Source organism: Catenuloplanes sp. NPDC051500, assembly GCF_044454585.1.
Taxonomy (GTDB): domain Bacteria; phylum Actinomycetota; class Actinomycetes; order Mycobacteriales; family Micromonosporaceae; genus Catenuloplanes.
Map to the genome: position 1 here is coordinate 77,715 of NZ_JBITDX010000019.1, position 18,180 is coordinate 95,894.

The 18,180-nt window shown below is 71.7% G+C and carries 14 protein-coding genes, 1 pseudogene and 1 riboswitch; of the genes and pseudogenes, 3 read left to right on the forward strand and 12 right to left on the reverse strand.

Going from position 1 to position 18,180, the window contains the following annotated elements; translation table 11 throughout:
• Positions 1–53: 53 nt before the first annotated feature.
• Positions 54–599 (reverse strand): hypothetical protein, encoded by a 546-nt coding sequence (locus ACIA8K_RS30940; protein ID WP_396065604.1) that lies wholly within the window; start codon positions 597–599, stop codon positions 54–56.
• Positions 596–1,684, reverse strand: a complete 1,089-nt coding sequence (locus tag ACIA8K_RS30945) for a helix-turn-helix domain-containing protein (protein WP_396065606.1) — start codon at positions 1,682–1,684, stop codon at positions 596–598. Before ACIA8K_RS30945 ends, ACIA8K_RS30940 begins: the two co-directional genes overlap by 4 nt.
• Before the next feature lie 196 nt (positions 1,685–1,880).
• Here ACIA8K_RS30945 and ACIA8K_RS30950 point away from each other — a divergent pair, with 196 nt between their 5' ends.
• A complete protein-coding gene (locus ACIA8K_RS30950) occupies positions 1,881–3,713 on the forward strand; it encodes an ABC transporter ATP-binding protein (protein ID WP_396065735.1) in 1,833 nt (610 codons plus the stop codon).
• Positions 3,714–3,735: 22 nt separating this feature from the next.
• On the opposite strand, the gene ACIA8K_RS30955 is transcribed toward ACIA8K_RS30950, so the two are convergent.
• The 10 genes and pseudogenes from ACIA8K_RS30955 to rpe form a co-directional block, all read right to left on the reverse strand.
• Positions 3,736–4,293, reverse strand: a complete 558-nt coding sequence (locus ACIA8K_RS30955; RefSeq protein WP_396065608.1) for a DUF4232 domain-containing protein — start codon at positions 4,291–4,293, stop codon at positions 3,736–3,738.
• 36 nt (positions 4,294–4,329) lie between these two features.
• Positions 4,330–5,328 carry a transmembrane transport protein gene (locus tag ACIA8K_RS30960; protein ID WP_396065610.1) on the reverse strand — a complete coding sequence of 333 codons (999 nt, stop codon included), beginning with the start codon at positions 5,326–5,328 and terminating at the stop codon, positions 4,330–4,332.
• Positions 5,325–6,188, reverse strand: coding sequence for an ABC transporter ATP-binding protein (locus ACIA8K_RS30965; RefSeq protein ID WP_396065612.1), 864 nt, complete (start codon positions 6,186–6,188; stop codon positions 5,325–5,327). Before ACIA8K_RS30965 ends, ACIA8K_RS30960 begins: the two co-directional genes overlap by 4 nt.
• Positions 6,185–6,592, reverse strand: coding sequence for a GntR family transcriptional regulator (locus ACIA8K_RS30970; protein WP_396065614.1), 408 nt, complete (start codon positions 6,590–6,592; stop codon positions 6,185–6,187). The genes ACIA8K_RS30965 and ACIA8K_RS30970 overlap by 4 nt, the downstream gene beginning before the upstream one ends.
• Before the next feature lie 183 nt (positions 6,593–6,775).
• Positions 6,776–7,252, reverse strand: a complete 477-nt coding sequence (gene ribH, locus ACIA8K_RS30975; RefSeq protein ID WP_396065615.1) for a 6,7-dimethyl-8-ribityllumazine synthase — start codon at positions 7,250–7,252, stop codon at positions 6,776–6,778.
• Positions 7,253–7,274: 22 nt separating this feature from the next.
• Entirely contained in the window at positions 7,275–8,513 is a 1,239-nt protein-coding gene (locus ACIA8K_RS30980) for a bifunctional 3,4-dihydroxy-2-butanone-4-phosphate synthase/GTP cyclohydrolase II (protein WP_396065617.1), read from the reverse strand.
• Positions 8,510–9,106, reverse strand: a complete 597-nt coding sequence (locus tag ACIA8K_RS30985) for a riboflavin synthase (RefSeq protein WP_396065619.1) — start codon at positions 9,104–9,106, stop codon at positions 8,510–8,512. The genes ACIA8K_RS30980 and ACIA8K_RS30985 overlap by 4 nt, the downstream gene beginning before the upstream one ends.
• 172 nt (positions 9,107–9,278) lie before the next feature.
• Positions 9,279–10,334, reverse strand: a pseudogene (gene ribD, locus ACIA8K_RS30990) (bifunctional diaminohydroxyphosphoribosylaminopyrimidine deaminase/5-amino-6-(5-phosphoribosylamino)uracil reductase RibD); the annotation flags it as partial.
• Between the two features lie 124 nt (positions 10,335–10,458).
• Positions 10,459–10,639: riboswitch (FMN riboswitch) on the reverse strand.
• Positions 10,640–10,708: 69 nt separating this feature from the next.
• Positions 10,709–11,683 (reverse strand): response regulator, encoded by a 975-nt coding sequence (locus ACIA8K_RS30995; RefSeq protein ID WP_396065621.1) that lies wholly within the window; start codon positions 11,681–11,683, stop codon positions 10,709–10,711.
• Positions 11,680–12,336: a ribulose-phosphate 3-epimerase gene (gene rpe / locus ACIA8K_RS31000; protein ID WP_396065737.1), complete on the reverse strand. Its 657-nt coding sequence runs from the start codon at positions 12,334–12,336 to the stop codon at positions 11,680–11,682. Before rpe ends, ACIA8K_RS30995 begins: the two co-directional genes overlap by 4 nt.
• Positions 12,337–12,618: 282 nt before the next feature.
• On the opposite strand from rpe, the gene ACIA8K_RS31005 reads away from it, so the two are divergent.
• Together ACIA8K_RS31005 and ACIA8K_RS31010 are read left to right on the forward strand one after the other, a co-directional pair.
• Entirely contained in the window at positions 12,619–13,086 is a 468-nt protein-coding gene (locus ACIA8K_RS31005; RefSeq protein ID WP_396065623.1) for a PPOX class F420-dependent oxidoreductase, read from the forward strand.
• Between the two features lie 89 nt (positions 13,087–13,175).
• The gene (locus ACIA8K_RS31010) at positions 13,176–18,161 is read left to right on the forward strand and encodes a hypothetical protein (protein WP_396065625.1); all 4,986 of its coding nucleotides are present in this window, start codon (positions 13,176–13,178) and stop codon (positions 18,159–18,161) included.
• Positions 18,162–18,180: the final 19 nt, after the last annotated feature.

An 18,180-nucleotide genomic window follows, 5' to 3' on the forward strand; every position in this document is an offset into this window, starting at 1 on the left:
CTCACACGGGCTTCGCTTTCCGCGATCCGTTCCGCCCGCGCCTCCACTACCTTTCAAAGCAGGCGATGCCGTTCCACGAAACGCCGGAAGTCATTGCCCGCACACGGAAGTCGCATGCCTGTTTCACCAAGGCTGTCCACAAGATTCCCGGCGGCGACCATGGTCAGCTTCCCGTCACGGCACGCGGCGGCAAGCAGCCAGATCGTGCCGTGCACCGCCACACCGTACGCCCGCCCGGTCCGGGTCGCGTCGCGTTCGTCAATCAGCGCGGTAATCGACAACTCCTCCGCGACCGCGAGCACGCTTGCTTCACCGACATGTCGTGGCCCGGCCCCGACCCGGCTCGCCCACGTCGCTAATCGTTTGATCCGGTCGAGCGTGTCGAGCGGCACGGTCTGCAACCAGTCCACCTCCAACACCTGCCGGAGTTGGGGATGAGCCGATAGCCCGTCTCGGATCTCCAGGCGTACCGGATCGGGAACGAAGGAGCTCAGGCCCGCGCGCAGGTCGCCGAGCACGTCAAGCCGATCGGCGCGGGCGAAGTAGCTGAGACAGGTCGTGTCGAAGACGAGAGCTGATATGCCGGAACGATCGGTCACGGGGCCTCGTCCTCGTCGTCCAGGGAGGGAAGGTCGTCGGCCTCGAGCTGGCCACGCAACAGTTCCAGCGTGCGCGCCGTAGTGATCAGGCCACGGGAGCGCGCCTCCAGCACGGCGTGGGCAACGGTGGGCGGCACCCGCAGCCACTCCAGATCGGGCTGAGGTGTCCAGCCGGTCGCATCGAGCAGTTCCGCCTTGGTCGGGGTCAGCGACTGCAACCGGGCAGCATCGGCGTGTGTCACAACACCGGCACGAACGGCCTGGCGGACCGCGAGCGTCCACGAGACCCGGTACGAGCCGGCGAGCCGGACCAGTGCCTGACGCGCGAGCGCACGCCCCTCAGCGCGAATCGCATCGACAGGCAGCAGCAGCTCCGCGGCATACCCGTCGATGATCGCCTCGCGGCGCGAACGTGACGTGTGGACGCCGAGATCGCTTGAGTACTCGTCACCGAGCAGCACGTGCCCCAGCTCGTGCGCGGCGGTCGCCCGTCGCCGTCCCGGCGGCCCGAGTCGGCTGATCACGGCGGCGGCCAGTTCACCGTCGACCACCGAAGCGCCGTCACCCGGCAGGTCGATCACCGCGACCAGCAGGCCCAAACGCTCACAGACGGCCATCAACGACGGAATCGGGCCCTCACCCAGGCCCAGCCGCCCCCGGGTCCAGCGTGCGGCCTCTCGAGCGTCATCGTCCGTGATGAGCGCCCCCTCGTGCACGAGAAGCGGCTCGAGCGGCAGGAGGCCAAGCGTCCGCAGTTGCTGCAGATCCCGCAGCCAGGCGGTGAGTGCGCTCTCCAGCCGGAGCGACTCACGACCGGCCTCGGTGGTCTCCTCCTCGAAGATCGGCGTACGCCGGGACAGCACCGGGGGACGCTCATGGAGTAGATGTCCAAGCGGCACGTTGAGCGACTCGGCCAGCCGTACCAGCTCGACGGCGTCCACGCGGCGCGATCCGGCCTCGATCTTGGCGACCATCGTCCGGTCCAGGCCGATTCGGCGACCGAGCTGATCTTGCGACTGGCGGGCCGCCAGTCGAGCCTCCCGGACCCGCTGGCCGATCTCCGCCCATTCGGACTGCGCAGTCATAGTGCGATAATCGCACACCCGGCGGGCCGGCGTACGTCTCGCGCCCGCCGCCGTTCGGACGGCGACGGAACCGATCCACCGGCGGGACTACTCACCACGGTTCACTCACGCTCGGCACCGAATCGATCACGGCAAGTGGAGGCATGCTGGTTCGGTGACAGCGAACACGGAGTCTGTGCTGCCCGAGCTGCGCACGATGTGGTGGGAGACCGGGATGCGGCGCCGGGCGGACGCCGGCCTGTTCGGCGTCTTCGCGGAGCTGCCCGCGCTGGTCCGGCGCGCGGTCGCGGTGAGCTGGCGGGCCGACCGGCTGCGTACCACGATCGTGGCGGTGTCCACCGTCGGCGCCGGCGTGATGGCCACGTTCGGGCTGCTGGCGACGCAGCGGGTGCTTGTGGAGCTGTTCGCCGGCGGCCCGACGCCGGACCGGGTGACCGCGGCACTACCCGCACTCGGCGCGCTGGCGGCCGCGACCGCGATCCGGGCCGGGCTCGGCATCGCCACCGCCTATGCGCAGAACGGCCTCACGCCGCGGGTCAGCCGGGAGATCGAACGCGGGCTGTTCGAGGTGACCACGTCGGTCCGGCTGGACGCGTTCGACGAGGACGCGTTCGCCGACGACATGGAACGCGCCTCCCGCGGCACCGACTCCGCAATCGGGCTGGTCCAGGGCGTGATGAACCTGCTTGCCGGCGCGGTGTCGATGGCCGCGGTCGCGGTCGCGGTGCTGCTCATCCACCCGCTGCTGCTTGCCGCGCTGCTTGTCGCGACAGTGCCGAACGCGTGGGGTTCGCTTCGCGCCGGGCACCAGCGCTACCGCACCTACATCGCGGGCTCGGTACGCCGCCGGCGGCTGTGGATCCTGCACCGGCTGATGGCGGAACGCACCTCGGCCCACGAGCTCCGGTCGTACGGCCTGCGCCGCTTCCTGCTCGACCAGTACGACCGCGTGATGGACGTGGAGACCGCGATCCAGCTCGCGCTCGCCCGCCGCGTCACCACCTCCACGAGCGTCGGCGCGGCCATCGGCGGCGTCGCCACCGGCGCGGTGTACCTGCTGCTGGGGACGTTGCTGCTCGGCGGGCACATCCCGCTCTCGGCCGCCGCCACCTGTGTTATCGCAGTGCAGGCGGCGCAGCGGGCGCTGAGCACCATGACGTTCCAGATCGACCGGGTCTACACCGAGGGCCAGCACTTCGGGGACTACACCGGGTTCATGGAGCGGGCGGCCGCGCACATGCCTCGCGGCGGCGAATGGCCCGCGCCCGGCCCGCTGCGGTCCCTGTCGGTGCGCGGGGTGACCCTCTGTTACCCGGATCGCTCGTCGCCCGCGGTGGACGACGTGACGCTCACCGTGCACGCCGGTCAGACCGTGGCGTTCGTGGGCGAGAACGGGTCCGGGAAGTCCACGCTGGCCGCGATGATCGCGGGCTTGCGGGAGCCGACACGCGGGGAGATCCGCTGGAACGACCGGCCGCTCGGCGACTGGGACCCGGCGGCGCTCGGCGCGCGCGTCGGGGTCGTCACGCAGGACTACCACAAGTGGCCGTTCACCGCGGCCACAAACATCGCTGTCGGTGACCCGGAGGCCGTGCCGGACCAGGGGCGGATCGAGTCGGCGGCACAGCTCGCCGCCGCACATCACATGATCGAAGAACTGCCGCACGGGTACGAGACGCTTCTCGACCGCACGTTCGCCAAGGGCCAGGACCTGTCCGGCGGCCAGTGGCAGCGCATCACCGCGGCCCGCGGCTTCCTCCGCGACGCCGAGCTGCTCATCATGGACGAGCCGTCCTCCGCGCTCGACCCGCGTGCCGAGGACGCGCTCTTCCAGGCGATCCGCGACCGCCAGGGCCGCGCCACCACAATCCTGATCACGCACCGCCTGGCCAACGTCCGCCACGCCGACCACATCTTCGTCCTCGACAACGGCGCCCTCGTCGAGTCCGGCACCCACGACACCCTGATGAGCGCCGCGGGCCCTTACGCCGACCTCTTCACCCTGCAGGCCGCCGGCTACACCGCCTGACCCGGCGACGGCGGGGCGCTGCTCAGACCGCGAGCGGCTTGACCGTGCCGACGCCCTTGTCCGCCTCCTTGCAGGCCTGCTGCGGGGAGCTGACGAAGATCGCGGCGGTCTCGTCCGGCGGGAAGATCCGGAAGCCGCGGGTCTCGGTCGGTTCGCAGCCGGCCGCGCCGGTGTCGGCGAGCAGCAGGTCAGTCGCGGCGGAGTCGCCCGGGTTGAGCGTAAGCTTCGCGGCCGTGTCGCCCTCACGCTTGAAGTCGGCGCCGACCTGGGTGCTGTCGTCGCCGGTCACGAACGAGACGCCGGGGAAGCCTTCAAGCGTGCACGGCATCGCGGACGCGTTGGTGAACGTGAGTCGCTCGCCGTGGTGGCCGGCCGCGCCGCCACCGGTGGCCGGCGCGATCGTCACGGTCAGGTCCGCGGTGTGGCACCGGCCCGGCTCGGCCGGGTTCGGTGGCGCGGTGGCCACCGAGGACTCGGCGGACGGGGCGTCGGCGGCGGCCGCCGAGTCGTCGGACGTGCCGCACGCGGACAGCAGCAGCACCAGCCCGGCCGCGGAGATCGCCGAAACTCGTACCCTCAAGCTCTTCATGTTTCGATTGATCCCCGCGTGCCACGGTCACGAAACCCGTCGGACCCGCCAGAAAGCGACACCGGCGGCCGCGGCCGCGAGCGTGGCGAATCCGGCCAGCTCCAGCCACTGGAACGTCCAGTACCGGTCGCTGGGCTGGTAGGTCACGGTCAGGTAGAGGTCCAGATCCTGGATGCACGAGGTGGCCTTCTCCGGGCCCTCGCCGCGGAAGCAGGCGTCGACCACGTCCCGCGCCGGGGCGGTGCCGTCCGCGAAGAGCAGTTGGACCGCGCCGGTGAGCATCCACGCGCCGGGCAGCGCGTAGCCGTCCACCCAGACCTGGCCGTCCTGGTTGAGGCTGAAACCCTCCGAGTACTTCATCGCGTTCTGCGCGTCGAACGCGATCGTCTCGGTGATCGGGCTGCGCAGGTGCGGCCGGACCGCGAACGGCACCGCGATCTGCACCGCCGTGAAGACCGCGAGCGTGACCGCCATCGCCGGCACCGTGCGCCGGACCAGGAGCCCGATCGTGACGCCTGCCACGAACGCGAACGCGGCATGCCCGAGCGGCGCCACGTTCCGGCTGGCGAACTCGATCGCGCCGAACCAGTTGCCCATGATCAGGTCCCACGGGCTGGCCGCCCAGGTGAGCAGCAGCGAGAACGCGCCGGTCACGGCCACCGTCAGCAGCGTGAGCAGGCTCAGCTTCACCGCGAGCCAGCGGACCCGGGTGATGCTCTGGCTCCAGACCAGGCGGTGGGTGCCGGTCTCCAGCTCGCGGGCGACGAGCGGCGCACCCCAGAACAAACCGGCAAGCGCGGGCACGGCGATCAGTACCAGGTCCGCGAGCAGCAGGAACATGTCGAACCGTTCCTTGAACCGGCTGAACGTGGCGCCGTCCACACAGGACGCACAGCCGCCGAGGTCGGTGCGGTAGCCCTCGCGCAACGCCAGCCCCAGCGCCACAAGCGCGAGCGCGGCCACGGCCAGCGCGGCCAGCGCGACAAGCGTCTGGGTGCGGGCCTGCCGCCAGGTCAGCCAGATCATCGCGCCACCTCAAGCGGGCGATCGACGGCGCGGCCCAGGTAGGCGAGCACCAGGTCCTCAAGTCCGAGCGGCTCCGCGCCCGGCACGCCGCCGGGCGAGCGGACCACCATGCTGCTCTGCCGGGTGCCGTGCTCGGCCTGGATCACCTCCGCGTCCGCGGGCAGCGCGCCGAAGTCGCCGCGGTCGCCGACGATCCGGACGTGCTGCTCCAGCAGGTCGTCGACCTCGCCGGCCACCTGGACGCGCGCGGCCGCAAGCACGATCAGGTAGTCGCAGACGCGCTCCAGGTCCCCGATCAGGTGCGAGGAGAGGATCACGCTGATCCCGAGGTCCGCCACGAACTCCATCAGGCTGCTCAGGAAGGTGCGCCGGGCCAGCGGGTCGAGCGCGGCCACCGGCTCGTCGAAGAGCAGCAGCTCCGGGCGCTTGGCCGCGGCGATCGCGAGCGCGAGCTGGGCGCGCTGGCCGCCGGAGAGCCGCCCGGCCCGCTGCCGCGGGTCCAGCCCGAGCGCCGTGATCCGCGCCGTGGCAAGCGCGGTGTCGAACCGCGGGTTGAGCCGCGCGCCGAGCCGCAGATGGTCAGCGACCGACAGGCTCGGGTAGACCGGCGTGTCCTGCGCGACGAACCCGACGCGGGCCAGCTGGTCGCCGCCGGGCCGCCCGCCGAGCACGGTGATGCTCCCCTCGTCCGGCGTCAACATGCCGGCGGCGAGCCCGAGCAGCGTCGACTTGCCCGCGCCGTTCGGCCCGACCAGCCCGGCTATCCGACCGGCCGGGATGTCCAGGTCGACGCCGGTGAGCGCGGCCCGCCGCCCGTACCGCTTGCCGAGGCCTGCTGCGGTAAGCACCGACACGGTCATCGCCCGGCCTCACTCGTCGAGGCCACCGGAAAAACCTCGCGGATCGTGGCCGCGAACAACGCCTCAAGCACATCCGCATCCAGCCCCGCCGTGCGGGACCGCTCGATCAGGTCCCGCAGCTCGCGCCGCAACGGCTCGTGCGCGGCAAGCGACTCCCCCGCCGGCATCCCGGTCACGAACGTGCCCACCCCCGGACGCGGCGACACCAGCCCTTCCCGCTCCAACTCCCGATACGCCTTCAGCACCGTGTTCGGATTGATCGCCAGCCGTGCCACCACGTCCTTCACCGTCGGCAGCTGATCACCGACGCTCAACCGCCCCAGCCGCAACGCCTGCCGCACCTGCTGCACCAGCTGCAGATACGGCGACACCCCCGACCGCGCACTCAGATGAAACTCGATCACGCCTGCACTCCATTCCACTAGGCTGCTAGCACTATAGGAACGTAGCACTATCCACAAAGTCAACCCCAGAACCACAATCCTCATCCGGTACGGCCGAGGGGCGGGAGAGTGCACTCAGAGGCGAAAAGCACGGCGGGCGTGGCAATCGATCTGCCACGCCCGCCGCGTACCCGCGAAGAATTTCTATGCCTTTTGGATCTCGCGGATCGCGAGGGCGGCGCCGAGGGCGGCGACAGTGGAGGCCCAGCCCTTGTCCTCGATCGAGTCCTCGAGGCCGGCGCGGTCGCGGGCCTGGCCGAGCGACTCGACGGTGAGGACGCCCTGGCCGACCGGGGTGCGGGCATCAAGGGAGACCCGGGTCAGGCCTGTGGTGACGGAGTCACAGACGTACTCGTAGTGGGACGTTTCGCCGCGGATGACGACGCCGAGCGCGACCACGGCGTCGCACACCTCGGCGAGCGCCTGCGCCACCACCGGGATCTCGACGGAGCCGGCCACCCGGGAGACGACGACGTCGCCCACGCCGCAGGCCTCGGCGGCGGCCTCGGCGCGGCCGACCATGTGGTCGACCAGCTCGTGGTGCCAGCGGGCAGCGACGATGCCGAGCCTCAGGCCGCCCGCCTCGACGGTGCTCAGCTGCGGATCTCCGAATCCTGCCATGTCAGTGCTCTCCCTCGTGAGATCAGGCGAGTCCGTTGAGAACCTGCTCGTCGGCCTCGTCGTAGGTGTGACCCATCCGGTCCCGCTTGGTGCGCAGGTAGCGGACGTTCTCCGGGTGCGGGCGGACCGGCAGGCCCTCGCGGCCGACGATCTGCAGGCCGTACCCCTCCAGGCCGGCCCGCTTCGCGGGGTTGTTCGTCAGCAGCGTCATGGTGCGCACGCCGAGGTCGTAGAGGATCTGCGCGCCGGTGCCGTAGTCGCGGGCGTCCGCGGGCAGGCCGAGCTCCAGGTTCGCGTCCACCGTGTCCAGGCCCCGATCCTGCAGCTGGTACGCCTGGAGCTTGTGCAGCAGGCCGATGCCCCGCCCCTCGTGGCCGCGCACGTAGAGCACCACGCCCCGGCCCTCCTTCGCGACGCGGGCGAACGACGCGTCCAGCTGCGGGCCGCAGTCGCAGCGCTGCGAGCCGAAGACGTCGCCGGTGAGGCACTCGGAGTGCACCCGGACCAGCACGTTCTCGCCGTCGCCGATCTCGCCGAAGACCATCGCCACGTGCTCGGCGGTGTCGAACGCGACCCGGTAGCCGAACGCCCGGAACACACCGTGCGGCGTCGGGATGCGCGCCTCCGCGACCCGCTCGACCTGCTTCTCGTGCCGGCGCCGGTACGCGATCAGCTCCGCGATGGTGATCAGCACGATGCCGTGCTCGGTGGCGAACGCCTCCATGTCCGGCATCCGCATCATGGTGCCGTCGTCGTTGACCATCTCGCAGAGCACGCCGGCCGGGTGCAGTCCGGCCAGCTCGGCCAGGTCGATCGCGGCCTCGGTGTGGCCGGGCCGGCGCAGCACGCCGCCGGGACGCGCGCGAAGCGGCACCACGTGGCCGGGCCGGGACAGGTCGGTCGGGCTTGTCGACGGGCTGGCCAGCAGCCGCAGCGTGTGCGCGCGGTCCGCGGCCGAGATGCCGGTGCTGACACCTTCGCGGGCGTCCACGGTCACCGTGTACGCGGTGCCGCGCCGGTCCTGGTTGGTGTGGTACATCGGCGGGAGTTCCAGCCGGTCCGCGTCCGCCTCGGTGAGCGGCGCGCAGATGTAGCCGGACGTGTAGCGGCGCATGAACGCGACGAGCTCCGGCGTCGCCTTCTCGGCGGCGAAGATCAGGTCGCCCTCGTTCTCGCGGTCCTCGTCGTCCACCACGATCACGGCGCGGCCCTCGGCGATCGCCGCGACCGCCTGCTCGATCGTGCCAAAGCCAGTGGTCATCGCGGGTCCCTCAGCATCTTCTCGACATATTTTGCGATCACGTCGACCTCGAGGTTCACCGGATCGCCGATCCGCTTGTGCCCCAGTGTGGTCAACTTCAGCGTTGTAGGGATTAGTCCGACAGAAAATGATTTTTCCGTTACATCCGTCACGGTGAGGGAGACGCCGTCGATGGTGATCGAGCCCTTCTCCACCACGTAGCGGCTCAGCTCGACCGGCAGGGAGAACGTGACGGTCTCCCACTGAGCGGCCGGCTCGCGCTTCTCGATGTGCCCGACGCCGTCCACGTGCCCCTGCACCAGGTGCCCGCCGAGCCGGCTGCCGAGCAGCGCCGCACGCTCAAGGTTGACGGGGCTGCCGGTGGACAGCCCGCCCAGGCTGGAGCGGCGAAGCGTCTCGCCCATCACGTCGGCGGTGAACACGCCGTCGCCGAAGTCGACCACGGTCAGGCAGACGCCGTTGACCGAGATCGAGTCGCCGTGCTTCGCGTCCTCGCTGACCAGCGGCCCGCGCACGGTCAGCAGGGCGGAGTCGTCGCTGGTCCCGGCGAGGCTGACGACCTCGCCGAGTTCCTCCACGATGCCGGTGAACATGGTTGGCCTACCCCTTCTCGTCGACGCCGGAACGAACCGGCACGCCGCGCATGATGTCGGAGCTCGCCCGCTCCTCAGCCGAAATATCAGCTTTTTTCGTCTTCTGTGGCGTGATGCGCTCCAGGTGGGCCGTCAGGCTCGCCTGCGTCTCGGGGGTCCGGAACAACGGCACCGCGGTGAACCTGATGTCCGGCCCGACAAGCGTGATCTCGGTGAACTCAAGGTCGATCGGCTCGCGCAGGATGCCGACGCCCACGCCGTTGCTCAGCTCCTTGCCGGACAGCGACGGCCGGCCCGCACCGAGCAGCTTCGGCGCCATGTAGCCGATCACCCGGTCGACCAGGCCCGCGGAGAGGAAACCCGCGGCAAGCGTCGGCCCGCCCTCAAGCAGCGCCGCGCGTACACCCCGCTTGTACAGGCCGCGAAGCAGCGAGCGCAGGTCCACCAGGCCGTCCTCGCCGGTGCCGACCTCGGCCGCGGTCGCGATCCAGGTGTCGGCCAGGCCGTCGCGCACCCGCGCGTCCGCGGGCGTCTCACCGTCGCCGTCCACCACCACGCGCAGCGACTGGCGGATGGCCAGGCTCCCGTCACGGACGTTGCGGACGGTCAGGCGCGGGTTGTCGGCAAGCACGGTGCCGACGCCGATGATGATCGCGTCCGCCTCGCCGCGCAGCTGGTGCACGTCTATCCGGGCCGCCTCCGAGGTGATCCACTCCGAGGAGTTGTCCACCGCGGCGGTCCGGCCGTCGAGCGTGGAGGCGACGCGCCAGGTCACGTAGGGCCAGCCCCGGCGTACCGCGGTCAGCCAGGCCACGTTGCCGGTGGCGGCCTCCTCCTCGCGTACCCCCATCTCGACCTGGATCCCCGCGTCGCGAAGCGTCGCGGCACCGTGGCCGGCGAGCGGATTCGGATCGGTGACCGCGATCACCACACGGCGGATGCCTGCCTGCATCAGCGCTCGGGTGCACGGCCCGGTGCGGCCGACGCTGTCACAGGACTCGAGCGTCACCACAGCGGTGCCGTTCCGGGCCCGCTCCCCCGCGTGCGCAAGCGCGACGATCTCGGCGTGCGGGCCGCCGGCGTAGGCGTGGAAGCCCTCGCCGACCACCCGCTCCTGCGCGTCAAGGATGACGCAGCCCATCACCGGGTTCGGGCTGGTGGTCCCGAGACCGAACGCCGCGAGCGCGATCGCATGCCGCATCGCCTCGTCCTCGGCCCGGCTCGCCATGGCTGTCGTCTCCCCTCGCTCGCGGTGTCAGCACGCGCAGCGAGGGTTCTTGTCACGGGGACGCAGAGGGTACGGCAAGCCGCACCCCTCGATCATGCCCTGATGAGGGCACGGCCGATCGTCCGCGCGCTGTCTCCCATCCGGACTGTCTGACCGTGGCCGTCTTTGGCCTGGTCAACCGTCGGCCCTGGGTTCTCACCAGGTCCACCGGCCGTGCAGAGCACGTCCGGGTCGCGGGCTGACCGCTCCGATGAACGGAACGGATCACCGCCGGTTCGGAATCTCACCGAGTCCCGCCAGCGCGTGGTGGGCTACCCCTGAGTCTTACACGTATCGCCGCGATCGTCTCCCACCGGGGGATCTACGTCACAAGGTCAGACGTTGTTGCGGCGGTCGACCGCGACGTACGACCCGGGCTGGTTCTTGGCGGTCTTCTTCATGTCCGACGCGATCGCCATCACCATGCGCGGGTCGTCGAAGCGGCGGCCCTCGCGCGCGGTCGCCACGCCGATGGAGAGCGTGACAAGCGCGGCGCGCTGCTTGTTGCCCTTCCGGTCCGGCACCTCGATGTAGCCCTGCCGGGCGTGCTCGGGGTCGTAGAGCTTGTCCGCCGCGCGCTCGAAGTCGACCACCAGGTGCTGGGTGAGCGGCCGGATCTGCTCCGGCGTGCAGATGAAGATGAAGTCGTCGCCGCCGATGTGGCCGAGGAAGACCGGCGGCAGGCCGACCTTCACCACCGCACGGTGCAGGCTGCGCGCCATCGCCTGGATGAACGCGTCGCCGCGGTCGAAGCCGTAGACGTCGTTGACGGCCTTGAACCGGTCGATGTCGATGTAGCCGACCGCGTAGTCCGCCCCGCTGCGCATGCGGTCGCTGATCTCGCGCTTCATCCGGCTGTTGCCGGGCAGCCCGGTCAGCGGCGAGACCTCGCGCGACTCCTGGTTGCGGCTGAGCGTGTTGCGCACGCGCGCGACAAGCTCGGACGTGTCGAACGGCTTGACCATGTAGTCGTCCGCGCCGGCCTTGAGCCCGTTGACCTTGTCGATGGTCATGCTCTTGGCGGTGAGCATGATGATCGGCAGCGTGGCGGTGATCGGATTCGCCCGCAGACGGCGGGTCAGTTCGAGACCGTCGATCTCCGGCATCATCAGGTCAAGCACGGCGAGCGACGGGCGCCGCTTGTCGATCTCCTCAAGCGCCTGCCTGCCGTCGTTCGCCACGACCACGTCGAAGCCGTCGAGCTTCAGGTTGAGCGCCACGAAATGCGCTATGTCCCTGTCGTCGTCGACCACGAGTATCAGGTCACGGCCGGGGTCGGCCCCGAACTCGTCGCGCTCCCCGGTGCTCATGGCCGGACTGACCCGAGGGCGCGGAGTTTCCTGATCGCCTCGGCCGGGTCCTCCGCGCCGTAGACCGCGGTGCCGGCCACGAACGCGTCCGCACCGGCCTCGGCCGCGGCCGCGATGGTGTCGGCCGCGATGCCGCCGTCCACCTCCAGGCGCAGCTCCAGGTGGCCGGCCTCGATGCGCTGCCGGACGGCGCGGACCTTGTCGAGCGTCGCCGGTAAGAACTTCTGCCCGCCGAAACCGGCCTTGATCGTCATGATCAGCAGCGTGTCGAAGTGCGGGAGCAACTCCAGGTACGGCGTGACGTCGGTGTCCCGGTCGATCGCCAGCCCTGCCTTGGTGCCCGCCGCGCGCAGCGTCTTGGCAAGCGCGACCGGGTCCCCGGTGGCCTCGGCGTGGAACGTGACGTTGTACGACCCCGCCTCCGCGTAACCCGGCGCCCAGCGCTCCGGGTCCTCGATCATGAGGTGCACGTCGAACGGGATCGGCGTCGCCTTGCGCAGGCTCTGCACCACGGGCAGGCCGATCGTCAGGTTCGGCACGAAGTGGTTGTCCATCACGTCGACGTGCAGCCAGTCGGCCTCACCCTCGACCGCGCGCGCCGCGTCGGCGAGGCGGGCGAAGTCGGCGGCCAGAATGCTGGGGGCGATGATCATCGACGGCGCGTCCACGATCGCCAGTCTACCGAGTAACCGGCCTGTCGATCACCGGTGGCGCTAGGTGCTTGATCCCGACGGCCTACGGCTGGGCGACCCAGGCGCTGTAACAAACGTGGGATGGCCGCCTGACGGCATGTCGCAAACGCCCACGGACAACACCGGTATGAAGGCGCGCACGCCGCGCACCCAGACGACTGCTGACCGCGCCTCGCTCCGGCCCTCACGCCGATACAGCGCCTAGGCTGGCGGGGAAACCGCGAACCGAGGGGAAACAACCGCATGCCACGCACGATCGCCACGAACACCCGGGTCGGCCGCGACGAGTTGCTCGACTTCGCCCGGCCGCGGCACCACGCCGTCCTGATGACCACGCGCGCGGACGGCCGCCCGCAGTCCTCGCCGGTGACCTGTGGCGTCGACACGTCCGGCCGGATCGTCATCTCCACGTACCCGGACCGGGCCAAGGCCACTAATGTCCGGAAAAATCCGCAGGTGTCGGTGTGTCTGCTGTCTGACGAGTTCAACGGCGCATGGGTGCAGATCGACGGCACCGCCGAGGTCATCGACCTGCCGGACTCGGTCGAGCCGCTCGTCGAGTACTTCCGCTGCATCTCCGGCGAGCACCCGGACTGGGACGAGTACCGCGCGGCCATGGTCGCCCAGGGGAAGTCGCTGATCCGCGTCACGATCGACTCCTGGGGCCCGATCGCCACCGGCGGCTTCCCCGCGCGCCTGGCCGACAACTGAGTCCGGCCGATTACCAGGAGATGACCGCCGGGTGAACCGAACGCTCCGGTCCGTCGTAATAGCGGGCTACGCCGGAGCGAGGAGCGCCCATGCCGGTCCCGACCCTGTTCGACCTGTGCCCTGACGGCTGGTTCGTGCCGATCCCCGGCGGAGTGTTCTTCCAGCCCGGCCGCGACACCGGCCTTGTCGACCTGATGGGCCTGGTCAAGGCGATGCGAGCGGTGCGCCCGGCCTCCGGCGACGGCGTGATCGTGCTGTCCGACGCCGCACTGTCCCGGCCGGAGTCGATCGGGATCCTGCGCCGTACCGTGGCGGATCTGGCCTCGGTGCGGGCCGGCGTGACGCTCGGCGCGCTGCCGGGGAGCACGGCCGGCCCGGACAGCTGGCTGGCGGTCACCGACACGATCGGGGCGCAGGCGTACCTGCCCCACCTGCCGGGCATGGAGTCCGCCCCGCGCCTGATCCCGGTCGATGCCCAGGACCATGCCGTCGCGCAGGACCGTGCCGTCGCGGTGCGGGTGCTGCCCCAAGCGCAGGCCGCGGCCCGGGAGGCGCTGTACACCGCCGCCCGGCTCGCGGCCGACACCTCGACGGCCCCGCTGGCACGGTTACGGGAACTGACAGGTGCGCTCCCGCTGCCCGAGTTCCTGCTTGCGGCCGGCATGGTGCTCACCGGCGCGCCGGACGCGTGGGACCCGGCGCGCGTCACACCACTCTCCGTGGACGAGGTACGGCGGCTGTTTCCGGGCGGCAGCACGACGGCCCTGACCGCACCCGCGGCCCTGGCCACGACGGCCGCGGCGCCGGGCACGACCTCGCTGCTGCACACCACCGGCGCGTCCGGCCCGGAGCTGACCTGGCTGGCCGCGGACGCCGGACGGCTCTGGGCGGTGCGCGGACCCGGCGACGTCACACCTGCCGACGACGCGTTCCTGAGCCGGGCCGTCGCGCGCGGCGCCACGATCACCCCGTTCCCACCTGCGGCACAGGTCCTCCAGGAGGCGCTTGACGCGCTGCCCGCCTGGAACCGCACTGATCCGGACTGCGCCGACCGGGTGGCGTTCGTGCTCGGCCGGCTCGGCTTCCCGATGGCCGCAACGGTGCCGGAGGGCCTGCGCGCCCGGGACGCCGTCGCCGACCGTTTCGGCGGACACTTCCTGCCGCCCGGCGACGCCGGTGACCTGACCGCGATGCGGGTCGGCGCGCTCACCCCCGTCTGGCTCGTGCCGGACGCCGATCCGGCGCACCTGGTACTGCTTCATCGCCTCTCCAGCCGGGACTTCCTGCTCGTGGAGACGCAGGACCGGGTCACACCGATCACTGTGGACGCACTGACCGGCACCGTGCGGCTGATCGGCGACGTGGACGGCAGGCTGCTGCAGATGGACCTGCGCACCCGTACCCCCGTCAGATCTTCGATGCCCGTCGCGGACAGCGCCGTGGACGGGTGGCGCGATCCGGCGACCGGACCCCGGACACCGGGCATGGCCGGCGGCGCGCAGGAGATCTTCCCGGACGGCAGCGCGGACCACTTCTTCCGGCTCGCGCAGGCCGCCGGCTGGAGGCGTCCGCAGGGCGCACTGTCCCGGACGCTGCACCTGTCGGAGAGCACCGCACCCGCGAAGACCGCCCGCGACTTCGTCAAGCACGTGGTGAGCGGCCGGAAGCCGGTCCCGGACGCGCTGCCGGTGGACGGCACCCACCTCTACCGAGCGGTCGTGAACGGCACCGAGGTGACGGTCCGCGCGGCGCTGGACCGGCAGGGCCGGCTGGTCCGGGCGATGACACCGCTGCCGTTCGAGGCGGCCCTGGCCGGGCGCGGCCTCGGCTGGCTGCTGACCGACCTGGCCCGGGCCGGCTGGTCAGTGACGCAGGGCAGGACCGAGTCCGTCGACCGCAGCCGGATGCGGATCGTGATCAAGGACGCGAGCGTACGGACGTTCCTGAACGCGCACTTCACGACGCTGCAGGAGCCCGGTTTCTATGATCACCTGCTGTTCCGGACCGCCGACCCGGAGATCCACGCGAAGCTGCGGGCCGAGGCGGTACGACTCCGCGATCGGCTGCTCGACACGGAGGCCCCGGACTGGCTGACGCACTGGGCGGGGCTGGCGCGGATGCTGACCCAGCACGCCGGAGTGCCGGACCTGCGGGACATCCGCCGGGAAGACCCGGACTCGCACCGAGCGGGGCTCTTCTCGCGCGATGACTGGTCGATGGGGCTGCAGGCGGACCGGCCGCTCGACGAGATGCTGAGCACGCTTGTGCACGAGATCACGCACGTCGAGCAGGTGTCGATGGCGGCCCGCGCGCTGCGGACCCAGCCCTGGCGGGAGTGGGATATCCACCCCGAGGTGCTCAGCGAGCTACTGCGCACCGCGGTCACCGGTGACCGCCGGCACCCGATGGCGGCGAGTGAGTGGGACGGGTACGAGGGCTTCACCTACGACGCGCCCGCCGCGCTGGCGAGTCTGCACGCGATTCGGACGCCGGCGCCCGAATCGGTGACCCTCCCGGACTCCCGGTTGCGCGGCCGCCTACGCGCCGACAGGGACCGCTGGCAACGGGTGGAGGCGCAGGTGCTGGCCCGGGTCCGGATGGTGGCGCTTGAGGCGTCCGCGTACCGGGTGCAGGAGACGTTCGACGCGGCCGGCACGATCCGGGACTGGAGCACCTCCGTCTCGTTCCCGCTCCCCCATGGATTCGACAGGTCGCCGCTGGGCCGGGCCGGCGTGCTGATCCACCCGGCGGGCCGGCCACCCGCAGCGGCACCTGACCGGCGGGCGTCAGCGGACCGGCCGCTTGTGGTCGTGGTCGTCCCGGACGGTGACGACCCGCGCGCGCTGATCCGGCACCTGGCCGCGGAGGCGCCGGAGAACGCGCTTGTGGAGCTGGTGCCGGGCCTGCCGATGTCGCTGCGGACCGCGATCGAGCTGACCCGGCTGCTCGGCCCGGATCAGCGGCTCGCGATCGGCGTTCGCGCGGTGGACCGGCCGGAAGGGCCGTGGGCGCAGCACTTCGTGGCGTACGGGGGCAACCATCGGCCCGCGCCCGGTCCGTTCGCCTCCTACTTCCAGGTGCTCCAGGAGCCGGCCGACCTGCTCCGGCACCGGACCGGCATCTGGGCCACCGGGCAGGTCCGGCACCCGGTACTGCCCGGATTCGACCTGGTCACGGTGGGGAAGCGGCTGTGGATCGGGCCGGCCGGCGCAGAGCCCGCGATCGAGGACGGCGACCCGCCGGTGGTGGTCGGCGCGCCGGGTGCGGAAACGCCGTGGCGGGTCTGGCGGGTCGCGCAGACGATGGTCACCGAATACGCGGTCGCGGCCGGGCGACAGCTCACCCCGGACCTGATCCGGATCCACCGGCCGGTGCTGATGCCGTCCGCCCGCCCGGACGTCTCGCGCGCCGCCGTGCACGCGATCTCGGCCGAGGACCGGCGGCTCTTCGGCCGGCTCTTCGGCCGCCCGGACGCCGTCGACAAGGAGCGGCTCGCCGGTCGGGCGGACGATGGCGCGTTCACCGCGTACCACCTGGTCGACGCGCTGCTGGACACGTCCGAGGTGAAGGTCTGGGTGTCGTCGCCTGACGACGAGGCCGTGGCCGTCGCGGACGCGCTGGCCCGCGACGTGATCGGCCGGGACGGCCCGGAGGCGCGACGTGAGCTGCTGGCCCTCACCTACCTGACAGCGCTCGCGCACGGCGTCACGGCCGTGACCGCCGAGCGGATGCGGCAGACCGCCCGGCTGCTGGCGGCATTCACACCCGCGGAGGCGCTGCGGCGCGGTCGTGACTGGGTGGCTGACACGCTGCACGCGCTCGACCCGGCCACGGCCAGGCCCGGCCCGGACGACGCCCGGCTGGGCCGCCTCCTGCGGCGCGCGCTGGAGAAGGAGTCACAGCCGCGGGCAGAGCCGGTCGCGCTGCACCGGGTAGCCGCCCCGGTGGAGTCCACGCACCAGCCGGTCGTCGTGCTCGGCGGCTGGCGGTCCGCACCCGCCGCAGGCATGCGCGAGGCCGTCCGGGTCCACGCCGCGCGGGCCGGCCGCCCGGTGATCGCTGTTGATCTGGCCGGCCCGCCGGACACGGTCACCACAGTTGTCGCCGAGCTGCGGGACGTGGTGCGCTGGCACGCACGACTCGGCCCGGCGCCACTCGTGGCCGCGACGGACGCCACCGCGCACGGCCGTGCTCTCTTCGACCGGGCGGTGGCCGAGCTGCGCCCGGTGACGCTCACGCCGTTCGACAGGAGCTGGGTGCTGCGGGACGAGGACGGCCGGACCGTCACCCGGGCGTCCGCGCTCGCCGAGAACGTGTTCCAGGCCGCCGGCGCGCTTCCCCGGGCCGCGAGCCCGCTGCCGGCGGCGCTGACCCGATGGCTGAGCTTGCGTGAGTTCGGGCCGGCCGAGGAGCATCACCGCGAGCACGCGGACGCGCTGCACACCACAGGGGTCGCGGACGACCTGGCCTGGCTGGCCGGCACCGTCCCGGACGACGCCCGGCTCGCCGCGTTCCGCACCGCGCTCGAGGTGGCCCGGCGGGCCGGCGGCGTCCCGGACGCGCGACTGCGGCCGGTCGCCACCTCGTTCCTCACGGTCGAGCCGGCCTACGATCCGGCCACGCGCGGCCCGGCGCCCGTCACCTTCGTCTACGACTATCTGACCGCGACCGGCGGGCGCCGGGAGCGCTTCCCCTGGGACGGCCTGCTCTTCCAGCTCCTGATGGCCGGGGAGCTGAGCGGGGAGCAGGCGCTGTCGCTGATCCGCGCCACCGCCGTCACGCCGGCCGATCACGCGAACGCCGTGGTGCTCGAGGTGCTCCTTGAGATCCGCGACCTGCCGGAGGCGCTGCTGGGCGAGGACCCGATGACGCACCCTCGCCTGCGGGAGCTGCTGGGCCGGCTCGGCCGGGTGGCACAGGGCGCCGGTGGCTCCTATGCGGACTGCGTCGACCCGGTCGACCGGACCGCGTGGGTGGGCCGGATCGACGGCTACCGTGCGCGGCTCACCGCGTCCGGCGACGCGCGGCGCGGCGAGCTGCTGGGCGTAGCGGCGTACGTGCTGTCGAACTGCTGAGTCCCACACCGCGCACCAG

Excerpts from the sequence above, each read along its gene's own strand:
- ACIA8K_RS30985 (WP_396065619.1), bottom strand. The coding sequence starts at position 9,106 with ATGTTCACCGGCATCGTGGAGGAACTCGGCGAGGTCGTCAGCCTCGCC.
- ACIA8K_RS31010 (WP_396065625.1), top strand. The coding sequence starts at position 13,176 with ATGCCGGTCCCGACCCTGTTCGACCTGTGCCCTGACGGCTGGTTCGTG.
- ACIA8K_RS30980 (WP_396065617.1), bottom strand. The coding sequence starts at position 8,513 with ATGACCACTGGCTTTGGCACGATCGAGCAGGCGGTCGCGGCGATCGCC.
- ACIA8K_RS30945 (WP_396065606.1), bottom strand. The coding sequence starts at position 1,684 with ATGACTGCGCAGTCCGAATGGGCGGAGATCGGCCAGCGGGTCCGGGAG.
- rpe (WP_396065737.1), bottom strand. The coding sequence starts at position 12,336 with ATGATCATCGCCCCCAGCATTCTGGCCGCCGACTTCGCCCGCCTCGCC.
- ACIA8K_RS30995 (WP_396065621.1), bottom strand. The coding sequence starts at position 11,683 with ATGAGCACCGGGGAGCGCGACGAGTTCGGGGCCGACCCCGGCCGTGAC.
- ACIA8K_RS30960 (WP_396065610.1), bottom strand. The coding sequence starts at position 5,328 with ATGATCTGGCTGACCTGGCGGCAGGCCCGCACCCAGACGCTTGTCGCG.
- ACIA8K_RS31005 (WP_396065623.1), top strand. The coding sequence starts at position 12,619 with ATGCCACGCACGATCGCCACGAACACCCGGGTCGGCCGCGACGAGTTG.
- ribH (WP_396065615.1), bottom strand. The coding sequence starts at position 7,252 with ATGGCAGGATTCGGAGATCCGCAGCTGAGCACCGTCGAGGCGGGCGGC.
- ACIA8K_RS30965 (WP_396065612.1), bottom strand. The coding sequence starts at position 6,188 with ATGACCGTGTCGGTGCTTACCGCAGCAGGCCTCGGCAAGCGGTACGGG.
- ACIA8K_RS30950 (WP_396065735.1), top strand. The coding sequence starts at position 1,881 with ATGTGGTGGGAGACCGGGATGCGGCGCCGGGCGGACGCCGGCCTGTTC.